The sequence below is a fragment of the Streptomyces pathocidini genome (assembly GCF_001418495.1).
Taxonomy (GTDB): domain Bacteria; phylum Actinomycetota; class Actinomycetes; order Streptomycetales; family Streptomycetaceae; genus Streptomyces; species Streptomyces pathocidini.
On the sequence record NZ_LIQY01000281.1, the window covers coordinates 1 to 16,607 of the forward strand.

Below are 16,607 nucleotides of genomic sequence, written 5' to 3' on the forward strand. Positions count from 1 at the left end.
CCCCACCACCCCCAACGGCAAGACCGACCGCCCGGCCCTCGCCGCGGCCGTACGCGAAGCGGCCGGTCCCGGCCGCTGAGTTCACCTGCCCATCCACCGGGGCGGGCGCTTCTCCGCGAAGGCCCGGGGGCCCTCCTGCGCGTCGGTGGAGGTGAGCATGGCGCGGTACGCGGGGAGGTCGCCGGTGCGGAGGTGGTGGTAGGCGGTGGCGAGGTCCAGGTGGGCGGTCTGCCGGGTGATCTCCTTGACCGCCGCGACGGCCAGGGGGGNNCGCCGGGGGCAGGCGCCGCGGGAGGCGGAGGGCGCCGCCGGAGTCGGCGACCATGCCGAGCGTGACCTCGGTCAGGGCGAACTCGGCGGGTTCGGCGGCCACGACGAGGTCCGCCGCGAGGGCCAGTTCGAAGCCGCCGCCCAGCGCCAGCCCGTTGACCGCCGCGACCACCGGCTTGTCCAGGTCGAAGAACTCGGTCAGGCCCGCGAAGCCGCCCGGGCCGTGGTCGGCGTCGATCGCCTCGCCCTCCGCCGCCGCCTTCAGGTCCCAGCCGGCCGAGAAGAACCGCTCGCCCGCGCCCGTCAGGACCGCGACCCGCAGGGTGTCGTCCCGGCGCAGCCGGTCGAAGGCCTCGTAGAGCGCGTGGCTGGTGGCCACGTCGATCGCGTTGGCCTTCGGCCGGTCCAGAGTCACCGTCAGAACGCCGCCGTCGACCTCGGTTCGCACCGCGTCCCTCATCGGCCCAACCTCATCTCGACCGGCCTGATCTCGGCCGGCAACTTCTCGGCCCGTCTCCTCATCTCGGCACCCCTCATCTCGGCCCTTGCCCGGCTCCAGGTCGGTCACCGGCCGTAACCTCAACCTCAACTGCATCGTGAGACTTGGCCGATTCGGCCAGGTCAGGCGCGGTGTCCCGGTAGCGGATCAGTGCGTCCACCGCCACCGCCCCGTCCCGCAGGGCCAGCAGCGGGTTCACCTCCAGCTCCGTCAGGTCCTCGCAGTCGCGGGCGTAGTGGGCGATCGCCTCGATCGCCTGCACCACGGCCGCCACGTCCGCCCCCGGCCCGCGGAATCCGGACAGCAGGGGCCATGCACGCAGTTCGCGCAGGGCCGCCGCGATGTCGGCGCGGCCGGCGGGCAGCAGCAGGGTGACCGAGTCGCGTACGAGTTCCACGAGCACGCCGCCCGCACCGATGGTGAGAGCCAGGCCGAACCTCGGGTCGTGGTGCACGCCCACGATCAGTTCGGCGACCGCACCCTCGACCATCCGCTCGACCAGGAAGCGCTCACCGAGGCCCGCTATCCCGGCCGCCGCCTCCCGCACCTGCCGCTCGTCGGTCAGCCCGACCCGTACGCCGCCGACCTCGCTCTTGTGCGCCAGGTCGGGTCCGACGGCCTTCAACACCACCGGGAACCCGACCTCCGCCGCGGCCTCGGCCACACCGTGCGCGGCGGTCAGCACCCCCTCGGGGGTCGAGAGCCCGTACCGCGCCAGGGCGCGCTTCGCCGTCCACTCGTCCAGCTGGCACACCGCCCCGCCGGTTGCGGCGCCGCCGGTTTCCGCGCCGCAGGTTTCGGTGCTGGCTGATGGAACGTCAGGTGGTACGGCGTCGGCCGCCGTCCGCCGGGCAGCGCCGATGCGGGCAGCCGCCGCGACGGCCGTGAGGCAGTCGGCGAGCCCCTGCATCGGGGCCACGCCCTCGGCGAGCAACCGCGCGCCGGTCGCCTCCGGCAGGCTCTCCGGCAGCGAGCTGACCACGCACCCCGGCGCGCCTGTGGCCCGCCGGGCCGCCACGAACGCGTCCACGGTCGTGGACCAGGCACCGCCCGCGCACCGGTCCTCGCGCGGGAAGTCGACCAGCAGGAGATGGGTGTCGCAGCCCGCACCGAGCAAGGCGGTGAAGCAGTCGGTCTGCGCGGCCCGGTCGCCCCAGATGTACGTGTGGTAGTCGAGCGGGTTGGCCACCGGCACGCGCTCCCCCAGCAGCGCCCGCAGCCGCTCCTCCGTGGCGTCCGGGAGCGGCGGCAACTCCACCCCGCAGACCTCCGCCAGGTCGGCCACAAGGGAGGCCTCGCCGCCCGAGCAGCTCGCGGAGGCGATCCGCGCGCCCGCCAACGCGCCGTGCACATGCAGGAACTTGAGCGTCTCGACGAACGTTCCCACCTGGTGCACACGCGCCATGCCGAGCCTGCGGAACAGCGCGTCGCACAGCACGTCCGAGCCCGCGAGCGAGCTGGTGTGGCTGAGGTTCGCGCGCGCCCCGAGCTCGGAGGTGCCGGACTTCAGCACCACGACGGGGACCCCTTCGCGCAGCGCCCGCAGGCCTACCCGCGACAGGCCCGCGACATCGTCGAGGCCCTCCAGGTGCAGGCCGATCGCCGTGATCCTCGGGTCGTCCAGCATCGCCTCGACCAGCTCGGCGACGCCGGTCACGGCCGCGTTGCCCATCGTGACCAGCTGGGCGAGCGGCAGGGAGCGGCGCTGCATGGTGAGGTTCTGGCCGATGTTGCCGCTCTGCGTGATGACGGCGACGCCCCGGTCGACCGGGTGGCCGCCGTGCTGGTCGGGCCACAGGGCTGCCCCGTCCAGGTAGTTGAGGGTGCCGAGGCAGTTCGGCCCGATCAGTGCCATGCCGCCGGCGGCCGATACGAGCGAACGTTGCAGTGCCGCGCCGTCCGGACCGTGCTCGGCGAAGCCGGACGCGTGGCAGACCGCTCCCCCGCCGCCGCGCGCGGCCAGCTCGGCGACGACGGCGACCGTCGCCTCCCTCCCTACGGCGATGAACGCGGCGTCGGGCGCCGTCGGCAGCGCGGCCGTGGTCCGGTAGCAGTCCAGATCCTCGATGCTGGTGCGCCGGGGGTGGACCGGCCAGATCTGCCCGGCGAATCCGACGCGGCGGCACTGCCGGATCACCTCCGCCGCGGCCTCGCCGCCGTACACCGCGATATGACGCGGCGCCAGCAGCCGCCGCAGGTTGTGCCGGTGCCCGTGCCTGCTCTTCGCATCCCCCATGGCCGGCCCCCGCCCCTTCAGGAACCGAGCGGGCGCAGCAGGGAACGGGAGATGATGTGCCGCTGGATCTCGCTGGTGCCGTCCCAGATCCGTTCGACCCGGGCGTCCCGCCAGAACCGCTCGATCGGCAACTCGGCCATCAGGCCCATCCCGCCGAAGATCTGCACCGCCTTGTCGGTGATGCGACCGAGCGCCTCGGAGGCGTACAGCTTGGCCATCGCGGCGTCCTGGTCGGTCATGGTGCCGCGGTCCAGCCTGGCCGCGGCCCGGAACGTCAGCAGTTCGGCCGCCGCCAACTCAGTTGCCATGTCGGCGAGTTGGAAGCCGATGCCCTGGAAGCGGCCGATGGTCCGGCCGAACTGGGTGCGCTCGGCGGCCCATCGGGTGGCCATCTCCAGTACGCGGTGCCCGCGGCCGACGCTCGTCGCCGCGACGCTCAGCCTGCTGGCGCCGAGCCATTCGCCCATCAGGCCGAAGCCGTGCCCCTCCGCGCCGAGCCGCTGGGCCGCGGGGATCCGGCAGTCGGTGAAGGAGAGTTCGCACTGGTGGTAGCCCCGGTGGGAGACGCAGGCCGAGCCGCGCCGCACGTCGAGGCCCGGGGTGTCGAAATCGACCAGGAAGCCGGTGATGAGGCTCTTCGGGCCGCGCGGGGTCTGCTCGGTGCCGGTGGCGGCGAACAGGATGACGAAGTCGGCGACGTCGGCGTGGCTGATGAAGTGCTTGGTGCCGTTGATGACGTAGGTCTCGCCGTCGCGTACGGCCCGGGTGGTCATGGAGCGGACGTCCGAGCCGGCCTCGGGCTCGGTCATGGCCAGGCAGTCGTGGCGTTCGCCGCGGATCGCGGGCAGCAGGTAGCGCTCGCGCTGCTCGCCCTCGCAGGCCTGGAGGATGTTGCTGGGGCGGGCCACGAGCGACTGCAACGCGTAGGACGCACGGCCGAGTTCGCGTTCGGCGAGCGTCATGGCGACCGCGTCGAGGCCGCCGCCGCCAAGTTCCTCCGGCATGTTGGCGGCGTAGAGGCCGGCCTCCAGGGCCTTGCCGCGGATCTGGGCGGCCAGTGCCTCCGGCACCTCGTCGAGCCGCTCGACCTCGTCCTCGTACGGCTCCAGTTCGGTCGTCACGAACTTGCGCACGGTGTCGACGATCATCCGCTGTTCATCGGTGGGTTCGAAGTCCACGGCAGTCTCCTCACGCGTACGGGGGGCGGTTCTCGGCTTGGTGGGGCTCTGCCCTCACCCTCGGAGTTGCGTGCCCCGGGTCAGGAGCCTGGCGCGTGCCTGATCCCCATGGGGCGGCCCACCGCGTCCGGCACCGGCAGGGGCGCGTGGGCCCGGTGGATGGCGGACAGGCGGTGCTGGAGGCGGGCGGGGAGTTCGGCGGAGCGGCCGCGGCGGGTGTCGACATGGACGAGGAGTTGTTCGGCGGTGGCCAGCAGGGCGTCCGTCTCGCCGTGGCGCATCTCGTGGAAGACGTGGACCCGCTTGGCGTCGTGGTCGAGCAACCGCAGGCTCAGCGCAAGCGGTTCCCCCTGGGAGGCCTCGCGCCGATGGTGGATATGGGTCTCGGCGGTGTAGAGCGAGTGACCGCCGGCCCGGTACTCCTCGTCGATGCCGAGGTAGCGGAAGAACGCGTCCGCGCTGTCCCCGAACACCAGCAGGTAGCACGACTCGCTCATGTGGCCGTTGTAGTCGACCCACCGCGGGCTGACCGGGGTCCGGTGCAGCCGCAGCGGGGCGGCGATCTCCTCGCTGTCGTCCCAGGGGCGGTGCCCGCTGCCTTCGTACGGGCTCACGACCCGGTCCAAGGAATCCATGGCGTCTCGCATTGTGCGACGACTGTTCATGATGTGCGACGCTAAGGGCGGCCGCGTCGACCGTCAAGGCCGTCGGAGGGACGGAACAACAAACGGAATAGGGTGGGGACATGAGCGTGGAAGTGGCCTCCGGTCCGGACGGCCGGTCCCCGGCGTCCCCGACCGGTCGCGTGCAGTCGCTGGACCGCGCGCTCGCCCTGCTCAACGCGGTGTCGGCGAGCGCCCCCGAGGGCCGCTCCGCGGCCGAGCTGGCCGTGGAGTGCGGGCTCAACCGGGCCACCGCCTGGCGGCTGTTGGCGACCCTGGAGCACCATGGGATGGTCGAGCGCGACACGACGACCAACCGCTACTCGATCGGCTTCACCGTCACCCGCATGGCCACCACCGCGGGCGTCGACGGGCTGGTGCGGCGGGCGCACGGCGTGCTGCAGCGGCTGAGCCGGGAGACCGGCGAGACGGCGAACCTCGCCGTGGCGCAGTGTCTGGGGCTGACCTATGTGGACGAGGTGGCCCCGCCCGTGGTGCTCAGCGCCCGGTGGCTCGGGCGGCAGGTGCCGATGCACGCGACCTCGGCGGGCAAGGCGTTCCTGGCGTGGCTGCCGGACGCGGAGGTGGAGTCCATGCTGGCCTCCCCGCTGCCCGGGTTCACCGAGACGACCCGCACCGACCGGGACGCGCTGCGCGCCGAGCTCGCCGAGATCCGCGCCCAGGGGTACGGGGTCAGCGTGGGCGAGTTGGAGTCACAGGTGTACGGGGTGGCGGCGCCGGTGCTGGACGGCGCGCGGCGGCCGTTCGCCATCGTCAGCGTCTGGGGCCCCCGCGACCGCGTACCGCAGGAACGGTTCGCCGGTCTTGGCGCGTTGGTGCGGGGGGCAGCGGAGGACATCGCGGAGCGGATGCGCTGAGGCCATCACCCGGCCCGGGATGGGCGCAGACGGCCGGTCCGAACGGCCTGCCGTGCCATGGCGACGGCGCGCCGGGGCCGCTGAGGCGCCTGACCGACGCCGTCGGACCGGGATGGCTCGTTCCGGTCGCCCTGACTCTGACTGTGGTCGCCGGACTGCGGATCGGGGCGGCCCTGGCCGGAGGCATGGCGCTGCCGTAGGCCACGCGTGCCTCGAAGCCGCTGCCGTGCCGGAGGTACGGAAGTGCCACGGGTGCGCCGACCCTCCGGGGCCGGGATCTCCGCCTCGGAGGCGGGTATTCGGCCTGTGCCACGTGCTCTCGCGTCAGCCGCGGGTCAGTGCCTCGCGGGCCGTGGCGCGGCCCGTGCGGATGGCGCCTTCCATGTAGCCGGCGACCCACTGGTCGGAACCGCAGACGTAGAACGGCGGTTCGTGGGTGCCGTGCAGTGGGCCCACGGCCAGGACGTCGCCGGGTGCCCACTGGGTGATGTAGCCCTGGGTCCAGGGGTCGGTGCCCCAGAGGCGGAGGTGGGTGGCGATCGGCCGCTCCGCCTCGGGCCCGTACAGCCGGGCGATCTCGGCCAGCGCCTCCGGGACGCGCAGGTGGGGCGGCGTGCCGAGCAGCACCGCGTACCGCTCGGGCGGGACCAGCGCGGACAGTACGCCTTCGTTCTGCGGCCAGGTGCTGCCGAGGACGCCCTCGCTCTCGGAGAGCCCGTTGCGGCCCGCGTCCCGCCAGAACGGCCGGTCGTAGGCGGCGGTGAACTTGGCCGCGAGGGCGTGCCGCTGACAGTGCAGCGACTCCAGCCGGGCGTCCGAGACCCCGCTGATCTCGACCGAGCGCAGCGGCCCGGCCGGGAGTGCGCTGACCACGGCGTCCGCGGTGAGCACCTCGCCGGAGGCGAGGCGGACGGTGCAGCCGTCCGGCGAGACGCCGACGGCGACGACGGGGGCGCCGGTGCGGATTCGGGCGGGGCCGAGTTCGGCGGCCATGCGGAGGGCGACGGTGGCCGAGCCCTCGGCGACGCGCAGGCCTTCCCAGTCCTCGTAGTCGTAGTGGCCCTGGCTGGGCACGACGGCGCTCTTGCGGGCCTCGGCCAGCAGGGAGTTGCGCTCGGCGGAGCCGCCGCTGAGGCCGAGGTAGCCGAGTTCCCACTTGCGTACGACGTTGGGCGTGGCGCCGATCGAGCGGAGCCAGTCGGCTACGGAGAGGCGGTCGAGCCGTTCGGCTTCCGGGTGCGACCAGGGGTCGGCCGGGTCGACGGTGCGGGCGAGGGCGACGAACTCGGCGGTGGCGCGCCGGTCCGAGGCCTCGTCCGCCGCGCCGAACCACCCGGGCGCCCCGGCGTCGACGCTCTCGGGGGTGGCGTAGACGATCTCGCCGGGCTCGGCGACGTAGCTGGGTACGAGTGTCAGCCCCAGCTCGGCCACCAGCGCGAGGTACGCGGTGTGGGCGCGGCCGACGACCTCGCCGCCGAGCTGGACCAGCCGGCCGTCCGGGAGTTCGGTCTGCTCGACGCGGCCGCCGACCCGCTCCCGGGCCTCGACGACGAGCACGTCGGCGCCGCCGTTCCTGAGATCCCGGGCGCAGGACAGGCCCGCCAGGCCCGCGCCGAGGACGATGACATCGTTCCGCACGGGCCACACTCTCTCATCCGGGACTGGCTGAATCCTCCCTCAGGCTTGTCATGGCGCTCGGCTGTGTCAAGCCCCCGACCTCGTACTCCTCCTGGGAGACGGCGCGGATGCGGCGCGATCGCGGACTCACAGCGGATCCGCAGCGGCTCCCCAGAGAACGCACAACAGGCTCACGGCGAACCAACAGCGGCGCAGCATGGCGCTGTGCGGCGTCCATGGGACATCCTCTCTGCTGAACGCGCCACCCAACCGCCCGGGCAGCCTCCCGAGTTGCCCAGGGGATTCGTGAACGAACCGCAGGGAGTGCCATGGCCCGGTCCGATGGGGCGACGCCCGAAGTGGCGGCGGCTTCGCCGTCCCGACTTCCGTTCCCCGGCAACGCGCTGCGCACGCGCGCGGACTTCCAGCGCGCGCTGCTCCAGCTGGTCGCGCCGTGGGAGGCGCGGTTGGACGGCGACTGGTCCGTGCCCGGCACCACGTACGGGTCGGACGCCGCGGGGCTGGAGGGGTTCGCCCGCCCGCTGTGGGGGCTGGCCGCGCTGGCCGCCGGGGGCGGGGCGTACGAGGGCTGGCCCCGGATCCGGCGCATGCTGGTCCGTGGCACCGACCCGGCGGACACGGCGTATTGGGGCGCCCCGGGCGACATGGACCAGCGGCTGGTGGAGGCCGCCGCGATCGGCTTCGCCCTCGCCCTGGCGCCCGGTGAGCTGTGGGAGCCGCTGACGCCGAAGGAGCGTTGGCAGCTCGCGGACTGGCTGCGGACGGCGGCGGCCGCGCGGAGCATGCCGGACAACAACTGGCGGCTGTTCGCGGTCCTGATGAACCTCGGCCTCCAGCGGGTGGGTGAGCCGTACAACCAGGCCGTCACCGCCGCGGCCTTCGAGCGGATCGAGGCGTTCCACCGTGGCGGCGGCTGGTACTCCGACGGCACCGAGGGCCAGGCCTGCGACTACTACGGGCCGTGGGCCCTGCACTTCTACGCGCTGCTCCACACGGCCCTCGCGCACGACCCCGACCCGGCGGTCGCGGCCCGCGTACGGTCGCGGGCGGAGCGGTTCGCGGCGGAGTTCCGGCACTGGTTCGCCGACGACGGGGCCGCGCTGCCGCTCGGACGCAGCCTCACGTACCGCTTCGCACAGGCCGCCTTCTGGGGCGCGCTGGCGTACGCGGAGGTGCCCGCGCTGCCGTGGGGGCAGGTGCGCGGGCTGTGGGCGCGCCATCTGCGCTGGTGGGCGCGGCAGCCGGTGCTGGACGGGGACGGGGCGCTGTCGGTGGGCTACGGCTACCCGAACCTGCTGATGAGCGAGCAGTACAACGCGCCCGGCTCCCCGTACTGGGCGTGCAAGGCGTTCCTGCCGCTCGCGCTGCCCGCCGACCACCCCTTCTGGACGGCGGAGGAGGAGGCCGCGGCACCGCTGCCGGAGCCGCACGCCCAGCCGGTGGCCGGGCTGCTGCTCCAGCGGGACGCGGCGGGGCAGGTGACCGCGCTGGCGGCGGCCCCGCACAGTACCTATGCGCGGCACTCCGAAGCGAAGTACGCCAAGTTCGCCTACTCCACGGCCTTCGGCTTCTCCGTGCCGAGCCGGGGGCGGACCCTGGAGGGGGCGGGGGCCGACTCGGCGCTGGCGGTCAGCGAGGACGGGGTGCACTGGCGGGTGCGGGAGGAGCACGAGGAAACGGCCGTCGACGAACGGTCCGTGCGGGCCACCTGGCGGCCGTTCCCGGATGTCGTCATCGACACGACTCTGATCCCGGCCGGGCCGTGGCACCTGCGCGTCCATCACATCAGGACAGGCCGCCGGCTGTTCACGGCCGAGGGGGGCTACTGCGTACCACGGGAGCCGGGCGGTGCCGTCGAGGCCGCCCCGGGGATGGCGCTCGTACGCGGCGGGGGCCTGGTGAGCGGGGTACGCGACCTGGCGGACGGCGGTGGCACGGGTGAGGGGGTGCGTCCGGGCCAGGTCGTGCTGCCCGACCCCAACACCCACCTGCTGTGGCCGCGCACCGCGCTGCCCGTGCTGACCGCCGAACTCGCCCCAGGGGAACACCGGTTGGCCTCCGGCGTCTTCGGAGCCCGAGCCGAGGCCCCGGCGGACTGGGCGGTCGACTGGGAGACGGCCCCGACTCTGTCCTAGACACGCGCTCGCTCCCGCGGACTCCCCCTCCGGCCGGTCGCCGAGGCGGATGGCGCGAGGGCCCGCCGGGCCGGCCCCGGGCCGCCGCCGACCACCCGACCACCCGACCGCCCCGACCGCCCCGACCGGTTCGCGAAGGCCGTGGGCGGCGGCGCGGAACGGCTGCTCAGGCGGACCGGGAGCGGCTCCTCAAGCCGACCCGGGGCGGCTGCTCGGGCCGACCGGTCCCGCTGCTTGAACTGACGGCTTGAACTGACTCACTGGTCAGTAAAGGCGGGCGTCCGGCCGCGGCAATCCGCCCGTTCACAACCCTGGACGCAGTTCATCAACTGAGTTAATCATGGCCCTCATTGCTACACGCCGGCCCCCCGCAGCCGGCCGGAGATGAGGTGCTTCCCCCCATGACCCACGCCGACGACCGGCTCGGCGCACCCGACCGCGCCCGCTCGCCCTTCCCCCTGCGTACCCGCAACCTGCCACCGCCCCAGGTCCGCGAGCTGCCCGCCCCGCCGCGGCAGGCGTGGCGGATCATCGGCCCGGGCATCGTGGCCGCCGGAGTGGGCCTGTCCTCGGGCGAGTTCATCCTCTGGCCCTATATCGCCTCGCAGGCCGGGCTGGTGTTCCTGTGGGGCGCGGTGGTCGGCGTCGTCACGCAGTGGTTCATCAACATGGAGGTCGAGCGGTACACGCTCGCCACCGGTGAGACCGCGGTGACCGGCTTCAACCGCTACTGGAGGCACTGGGGCGCCGTCATGGCGGCGCTCACCTACGCGGCCAACCTCTGGCCGGGCTGGGCCACCAGCTCGGCGACCATGCTCAGTTACGTCTTCGGCGGCAACCCGGCCGTCATCGGCGTCGCCCTGCTCGCCGCGATCGGCGCGATCCTGACGATGGCCCCGGTCGTCTACAACGCCCTGGAGCGGCTGCTGTTCGTCAAGCTCGCCGTCATCGGCGGGTTCTTCGCGCTGGCCACCGTCCTCGCCGTGAAGGCCTCCAGCTGGGCGGACCTGCCCCAGGGCGCCACCCACGTCGGGCAGTTCCCCAGCGAGTTGGGCATCGCCGTCCTCATGGGCGCCATCGCGTACGCGGGCGCGGGCGGCGGGCAGAACCTGTGCCAGTCCAACTGGATCCGCGACAAGGGCTTCGGCATGGGCCACTACGTGCCGCGCCTGGTCAGCCCGGTGACCGGCAAGGAGGAGTCGGCGGTCTCCACCACCTCGGCGGCCGGGTACGTCTTCGAGCCGACCGGCGAGAACCTGGCCCGCTGGAGGCGCTGGTGGCGGTTCGCCAACCTCGAACAGGGCATGACGTTCGGGTTCGTCACGGTCGCGACCATCGTGCTGTCCTCGCTGCTGGCCCACTCGATGCTGTTCGGCACCGAGGGGCTGTCCAACGACGTGGACTTCGTACGCGAGGAGGGCGAGCGGCTGCAGGGCGCGGTCGGCGGCTGGTTCGGCGTGACGTTCTGGCTGATCGGCGCGTTCTCGCTGTTCACGGCGGCGACGGGCATCGTCGACTACACCAGCCGGATGGCGGCCGACGTGCTCAAGAACACGTATCTGCGCGGCCGTTCGGTGACCGAGAGCAGGCTGTACTTCCGGCTCGTGTGGGGCATGGTCGCCATCGGCGCGATCGTCCTGTTCAGCGGGTTCGACCAGCCGCTGGTGCTGCTCGTGATCTCCGCCTGCGTCGCCGGGCTGATGATGTTCGTCTACTCGATCCTGCTGCTCGTCCTCAACCGGGGCTCCCTCCCCCGGCAGCTGCGGGTGCGCAACTACCGGGCCGCGGCGCTGGTCTGGGCCGTGCTGCTGTACGGGACGCTGGCCGTGCTGACCGTGCGCCAGCAGATCATCGACCACTTCTGACAGGAGCTGTTCGCACCATGACGAACGACGGCAACGAAACGGCGCGCCGCAGCCAGGCGTGGTTCGGGGCGAGCGGCCGGGGCGGGATGGTCTACCGGTCCTGGATGCGCAACCAGGGCTTCGGCCCCGAGGTCTTCGACGGCCGCCCGGTCATCGGCATCGCCACCAGCGCCTCCGAACTCGCGCCGTGCAACGCCCACTTGACCCGGGTCGCGGAGTCGGTCAAGCGCGGGGTGTGGCAGGCGGGCGGGCTGCCGCTGGAGTTCCCGACCATGGCCACCGGCGAGACGCTGATGCGGCCCACCGCGATGCTGTTCCGCAACCTCATGGCCATGGAGGTCGAGGAGCTGATACGCGCCAACCCGCTGGACGGCGTGGTGCTGCTCTCCGGCTGCGACAAGACCACGCCCGCGATGCTCATGGGCGCCGCCAGCGTGGACCTGCCCGCGCTGATGGTCACCGGCGGGCCGATGCTGAACGGCAAGTTCCGGGGCGAGGACGTCGGGTCGGGCACCCACGTGTGGAAGTTCGAGGAGGAGCTCAAGACCGGGCGGATGACCCAGGAGGAGTGCTTCTTCGCCGAGGGCTGTATGGCGCGCTCCAACGGGCACTGCATGACCATGGGCACCGCTTCCACCATGGCGTGCATGGCCGAGGCGCTCGGCATGCAGCTGCCGGGCTCGGCGACCTGGCCGGCCGTGGACGCCCGCCGGTTCGAGATCGCCCAGGCCGCCGGGCGGCGCATCGTGGAGATGGTGGACGAGGAGCTGCGGCCCTCGCGGATCCTGACCCGGGAGGCGTTCGAGAACGCGATCCGCGCGAACGCGGCCATCGGCGGCTCGACCAACGCCGTCATCCACCTGACCGCCCTGGCCGGCCGGCTCGGCGTGGACCTCGGGCTGGACGACTTCGACGCGCTGGTCCGCGAGGTGCCGACGCTGCTCAACCTGATGCCGAGCGGCACGTACCTGATGGAGGACTTCTGCTACGCGGGCGGGCTGCCCGCCGTGCTGGCCGAACTGGTCGCGGGCGGGCTGCTGCACGGCGGGCAGATCACGGTCACCGGCCGCTCGGTCGCCGAGAACGTCGCGGGCGCCGAGCGGATCGGCACGGACGTGATCACGGGCCTGGACGCCCCGTTCCAGCCCGCGGGCTCCGGCACGGCCGTGCTGCGCGGGAACCTGTGCCCGGACGGCGCGGTGCTCAAGCAGTCCGCCGCCTCGCCGCGGCTGCTGACCCACCGCGGTCCCGCGCTCGTCTTCGACTCCCCCGAGGCGTACCACGAGGTCTGCGACGACCCGGAGCTGGACGTGGACGAGAACACGGTCCTCGTCATCCGCAACGCCGGGCCCAAGGGCTACCCCGGCATGCCCGAGGTGTCCAACGTGCCGCTGCCCACCAAGCTCCTCAAGGCAGGCGTCACCGACATGCTGCGGATCTGCGACGGCCGGATGAGCGGCACCGGCTACGGGACGGTGGTGCTGCACGTGGCCCCCGAGGCCGCCGTCGGCGGGCCGCTCGCGCTCGTACGCGACGGCGATCCGATCGTGCTCGACGTCCCGGGGCGCTCGCTGCGGCTGGACGTGGACAACGCCGAGCTGGAGCGCCGCCGGGCCGAGTGGGCCCCGCCCGCCCCGGCCCACACCAGCGGCTATGCCTGGCTCTACACCCAGCACGTCGAACAGGCCGACCGCGGCGCCGACTTCGGCTTCCTCCGCGGCTGCCGGGGGCACGAGGTGCCACGCGACTCGCACTGAGCGGGCGCGGCGCGGAACGCCGACGGGCTGGATGCCGGCCCGTCGGCGTTCCGCTGCGCGCCCGCGGCGCGCGCCGGGGTCCAGGGGTCGGGAACCCTCTGGTTTCGGGATGGGTACTCCCCAGCCATCGCTGGGGACACCCCCAACCCAGCGGTGCCAGGGCAGGGGAAAGCTCCGCGTCGAAAACCATCGAAAGCCCGCCGCACCCCTGGACAGGGGAAATTCCCCCTGCCTAACCTCGCCGCGAGCGTTCGACGGAGAGCGCCAACTCCCGCACACCGAACCGTTTCGACGTGTTTCGACGCCTGCGGGGGCCCTGGGTGAAGGAGGCGGGAATGGTCGGCATCACCGACGTGGCGACGCACGCCGGCGTCGCGGTCAGCACCGTCTCGTATGTCCTCAGCGGCAAGCGCCCCATCTCGGCCCCGACCCGCCGCCGGGTCCTCGACAGCGTGGCCGCGCTCGGCTACCGGCCCCCGGCCGCGGCCCGCTCCCGCACGATCGGTCTCGCGGTGCGGGTGGACGACGGTACGCACCGGCCGCTGCTGGCCGAGTTCCTGCTGTCCGCGAGCGTCGCTGCCCGCCGTCACGACTGCAACCTGCTGCTGCTCACCGACCACGAGGAGCACGGCGTCCTCGACGCGGCGCTGCTCGATCAGCTCCTCGCAGGCCCGGCGCGAGCCCATCCCGGCCCGGGCAAGCACCTTCTGGAGCCGCTCGCCTTCCTGCTCGCCGAACGTCTTGGGCAGCTTGACCTGCGGCTTGCTGTGGCGGGCCCGGTTGCGCTCCTCTATCTGAGCGTCCAGCTCGCGCGGGCGAGCGGGCGGCTGGGGACGGCCGCCGCGCGGGCCGCCTCCCTTGCCGCCGGCAGGGGCCTTCGGTCCGCCCTTGGCCCCGCCACGGGCCGCGGCGCCCCGGCCACCGCCGGAGGCGGGCTTGCCCGAACCCGTACGGTCGGAGGAACCACCGACGTCGTAGCGGCGCTCCTCGGGGCGGGGGCGGCCCGCGCGCTTCTGCTTGTCGTCGCGCGAGTTGCCCGCACCCCGGTGGTTCCGGCTGCCGCCGCTTCCGCTGTTCCTGCCGCTGCTTCGCATCAAAGTTCCGTCTTGTCGTCAGCTTCTGGGTCCGGAGCGTCCGGAGCGAACGACGGCACGCCTTCCTGGGATTCGCCCTCGACCGCGTCCGCCTCCGGGAGGAAGGGCGCGAGCTCCGGAAGCTCGTCCAGACCGCGCAGGCCCATCCGCTCCAGGAAGTAGTTCGTCGTCGAGTACAGGATCGCACCTGTTTCGGGTTCCGTGCCCGCCTCCTGGATCAGCCCGCGCTGGAGGAGGGTGCGCATCACGCCGTCGCAGTTGACCCCGCGTACGGCCGAGACGCGCGAACGGCTGACGGGTTGGCGGTACGCGACGACGGCCAGGGTCTCCAGCGCGGCCTGGGTGAGGCGGGCCTGCTGGCCGTCCAGGACAAAGCCCTCGACCGCGTCGGCGTACTCGGGCCGGGTGTAGAACCGCCAGCCGCCCGCGACCAGGCGCAGGTCGAAGCCGCGGCCCTGCACGGTGTAGTCGTCGGAGAGTTCGCGCAGCGCGTCGGCCACCGCCCTCCGCGGGCGCTGGAGCACCTTGGCCAGGTGCTCCTCGGTGGCGGGCTCGTCCACAACCATGAGGACCGCCTCCAGGGCGGGCTTGAGGTCGAGCGCGGCGACAGTCGAGGACCCGGCCGGCGTCCCGTCGGCGGACGGCGGGGTGGCCTCGGGCCCCGACAGCTCGTATGTCGGCTCGTACGCCGACCCGCGCGTCGGCTCGTATGTGGTGCCTGCCGCCTCTTCGCTGCTCATGCGCTCGTCTCCTTCTCCTCGCCCCGCGGCTCCTCGCCCGCCGGTTCCGCGTCCCGCGATTCCGTGTCCCGCTCGCCCTGTTCCTGGTCTCCCGGCTCTTGGTCTCCCGGGTCCCGCTCGCCCGGCTCCTGGTCGAACTCGTCGGTGACCAGCGGCTCCCGGCCGTCCACCGCCCCGGTCCAACGGACCGTCAGCGGGCCGAGGGCCTCCGCCTGGTCGAGGGCGACCGCGCGCTCGCGGTAGAGCTCCAGCAGGGCGAGGAAGCGGGCGACGACCGTGAGGGTGTCCGGGGCGTCCGCGACGAGCGCCCCGAAGTCGGCCTCCCCGGCCTCCCGCAGCCGCGCGATCACCACCTCGGCCTGCTCGCGCACGCTGACCAGCGGGGCGTGGATGTGGTCCACGTACACCTGCGGCTTCGGCTTGGGCTGCATCGCCTTCACGGCGAGCTTGGCGAAGCCCTCGGCGCCGATGCTGATGACGACCTCGGGGAGCAGCTCGGCGTGGTGCGGTTCGAGGCCGACGGTACGGGGGTAGCGGCGGCCCTCGGCCACCAGCCGCTCGCTGAAGATGTCCGCGATCCGCTTGTACGCGCGGTACTGGAGGAGGCGGGCGAACAGCAGGTCGCGCGCCTCCAGCAGCGCGAGGTCCGCTTCGTCCTCGACCTCGGCGGCGGGCAGCAGCCGGGCGGCCTTCAGGTCGAGCAGCGTCGCGGCGACGACCAGGAACTCGGTCGTCTGGTCCAGGTCCCAGTCGGGCCCCATGGCCCGGATGTGCGCCATGAACTCGTCGGTCACCTTGGACAGCGCGACCTCGGTGACATCCAGCTTGTGCTTGGAGATCAGCTGAAGGAGCAGGTCGAAGGGGCCCTCGAAGTTGGCCAGCCGCACAGTGAACCGCCCGTCAGCAGGCTGCTGCCCCTCCACGGACTCGGGCTCGGACACCACGTCCGAGGCGCCCGAGCCCCGCGGTCGCCCGGGACCCACCTCGGGCACGGCTTCAGAGCCCTCGGGCACGGGCCCGGCCAAGGGGCCCTCGAACGCGACGCCCACGCCCCCCAACCGGCCGGAAACCACCTCGTCAACCCCAGCCGACACATCCGACGCTCCACCCGCAGACGGCGAAGGTACAGTCCCCGACCCGGCAGACGCGGCATCGGAGACCTCCGGCACGAGTTCGGCCCCGGGCCCTACGAACGCACCGCCCACGTCCCGCAACCGGCCGGGAACCACCCCGTCGGCCCCAGCCGACACATCCAGCGCCCCACCGGCAGGTGACGAAGGCGCGGTCGCGTCCTTGCCAGGTGCGGGGGCCGGCCGGCCCGGGGCGGGGATGAGCGGTGCGGCGGGCGACGCGGGCGCTGGTTCGGGGTGCGCTGCTTCCGGCTCCGGGGGCGCGGGGGCGGTCGCGTGAGACGCCGCGGGCTGTTCCGGTGGCGAGGCCTGGACCGGCTGCTCCGCAGGGGCCGCCCACGACCCCGGCACGCGGGTGGACGGTGCGGTGGTCGGCACGGGCGCTGGTTCGGAGGGCGCTGCTTCAGGCTTCTCCCGCTTGGGCTCCAGGGGCGGAAGCGGGGGTTCGGCCGTCTCCGATGTGGCGGGTGGCTCCGGCGTGCCGGGCGGCTCAGGAGGCAGGGGTGCCGTAGGTGGCTTCGGCTC

10 protein-coding genes and 4 pseudogenes are annotated in these 16,607 nt (G+C 73.3%); 5 read left to right on the forward strand and 9 right to left on the reverse strand.

The window, feature by feature from the left end:
• Positions 1 to 81: 81 nt before the first annotated feature.
• From AOK16_RS28335 to AOK16_RS14965, 5 genes and pseudogenes are all read right to left on the reverse strand, one after another.
• Positions 82 to 269 (reverse strand): annotated as a pseudogene (locus AOK16_RS28335) (carnitinyl-CoA dehydratase); the annotation flags it as partial.
• A 2-nt stretch (positions 270 to 271) separates the two neighbouring features.
• Positions 272 to 865 (reverse strand): annotated as a pseudogene (locus AOK16_RS14950) (enoyl-CoA hydratase-related protein); the annotation flags it as partial.
• A complete protein-coding gene (locus tag AOK16_RS14955) occupies positions 804 to 3,005 on the reverse strand; it encodes an acetate--CoA ligase family protein (protein WP_079101394.1) in 2,202 nt (733 codons plus the stop codon). The pseudogene AOK16_RS14950 and the gene AOK16_RS14955, both read right to left, overlap by 62 nt.
• Before the next feature lie 17 nt (positions 3,006 to 3,022).
• The gene (locus AOK16_RS14960; RefSeq protein WP_055472747.1) at positions 3,023 to 4,183 is read right to left on the reverse strand and encodes an acyl-CoA dehydrogenase family protein; all 1,161 of its coding nucleotides are present in this window, start codon (positions 4,181 to 4,183) and stop codon (positions 3,023 to 3,025) included.
• A gap of 80 nt (positions 4,184 to 4,263) precedes the next feature.
• A complete protein-coding gene (locus AOK16_RS14965; RefSeq protein ID WP_107098353.1) occupies positions 4,264 to 4,818 on the reverse strand; it encodes a thioesterase family protein in 555 nt (184 codons plus the stop codon).
• Between the two features lie 110 nt (positions 4,819 to 4,928).
• Between AOK16_RS14965 and AOK16_RS14970 the strand changes: the two genes are divergently transcribed.
• Positions 4,929 to 5,723 (forward strand): IclR family transcriptional regulator, encoded by a 795-nt coding sequence (locus AOK16_RS14970; protein WP_055472749.1) that lies wholly within the window; start codon positions 4,929 to 4,931, stop codon positions 5,721 to 5,723.
• 324 nt (positions 5,724 to 6,047) lie between these two features.
• On the opposite strand, the gene AOK16_RS14975 is transcribed toward AOK16_RS14970, so the two are convergent.
• Complete coding sequence (locus AOK16_RS14975) at positions 6,048 to 7,361, reverse strand: flavin monoamine oxidase family protein (RefSeq protein ID WP_055472752.1); 1,314 nt, start codon at positions 7,359 to 7,361, stop codon at positions 6,048 to 6,050.
• A gap of 308 nt (positions 7,362 to 7,669) precedes the next feature.
• Here AOK16_RS14975 and AOK16_RS14980 point away from each other — a divergent pair, with 308 nt between their 5' ends.
• The 4 genes and pseudogenes from AOK16_RS14980 to AOK16_RS28985 form a co-directional block, all read left to right on the forward strand.
• Positions 7,670 to 9,496 carry a DUF2264 domain-containing protein gene (locus AOK16_RS14980; RefSeq protein WP_079101395.1) on the forward strand — a complete coding sequence of 609 codons (1,827 nt, stop codon included), beginning with the start codon at positions 7,670 to 7,672 and terminating at the stop codon, positions 9,494 to 9,496.
• Positions 9,497 to 9,897: 401 nt separating this feature from the next.
• Positions 9,898 to 11,361 carry an Nramp family divalent metal transporter gene (locus AOK16_RS14985; protein ID WP_055472750.1) on the forward strand — a complete coding sequence of 488 codons (1,464 nt, stop codon included), beginning with the start codon at positions 9,898 to 9,900 and terminating at the stop codon, positions 11,359 to 11,361.
• 17 nt (positions 11,362 to 11,378) lie between these two features.
• Positions 11,379 to 13,118: an IlvD/Edd family dehydratase gene (locus tag AOK16_RS14990; RefSeq protein ID WP_055472751.1), complete on the forward strand. Its 1,740-nt coding sequence runs from the start codon at positions 11,379 to 11,381 to the stop codon at positions 13,116 to 13,118.
• A 335-nt stretch (positions 13,119 to 13,453) separates the two neighbouring features.
• A pseudogene (locus tag AOK16_RS28985) lies at positions 13,454 to 13,582 on the forward strand (LacI family DNA-binding transcriptional regulator); the annotation flags it as partial.
• A 171-nt stretch (positions 13,583 to 13,753) separates the two neighbouring features.
• Here AOK16_RS28985 and AOK16_RS26520 read toward each other — a convergent pair.
• From AOK16_RS26520 to AOK16_RS25660, 3 genes and pseudogenes are all read right to left on the reverse strand, one after another.
• Positions 13,754 to 14,212: pseudogene (locus AOK16_RS26520) on the reverse strand (S4 domain-containing protein); the annotation flags it as partial.
• Entirely contained in the window at positions 14,212 to 14,778 is a 567-nt protein-coding gene (gene scpB, locus AOK16_RS14995; protein ID WP_240483574.1) for an SMC-Scp complex subunit ScpB, read from the reverse strand. The pseudogene AOK16_RS26520 and the gene scpB, both read right to left, overlap by 1 nt.
• Before the next feature lie 170 nt (positions 14,779 to 14,948).
• A complete protein-coding gene (locus tag AOK16_RS25660) occupies positions 14,949 to 16,283 on the reverse strand; it encodes a segregation and condensation protein A (protein ID WP_240483575.1) in 1,335 nt (444 codons plus the stop codon).
• Positions 16,284 to 16,607: the final 324 nt, after the last annotated feature.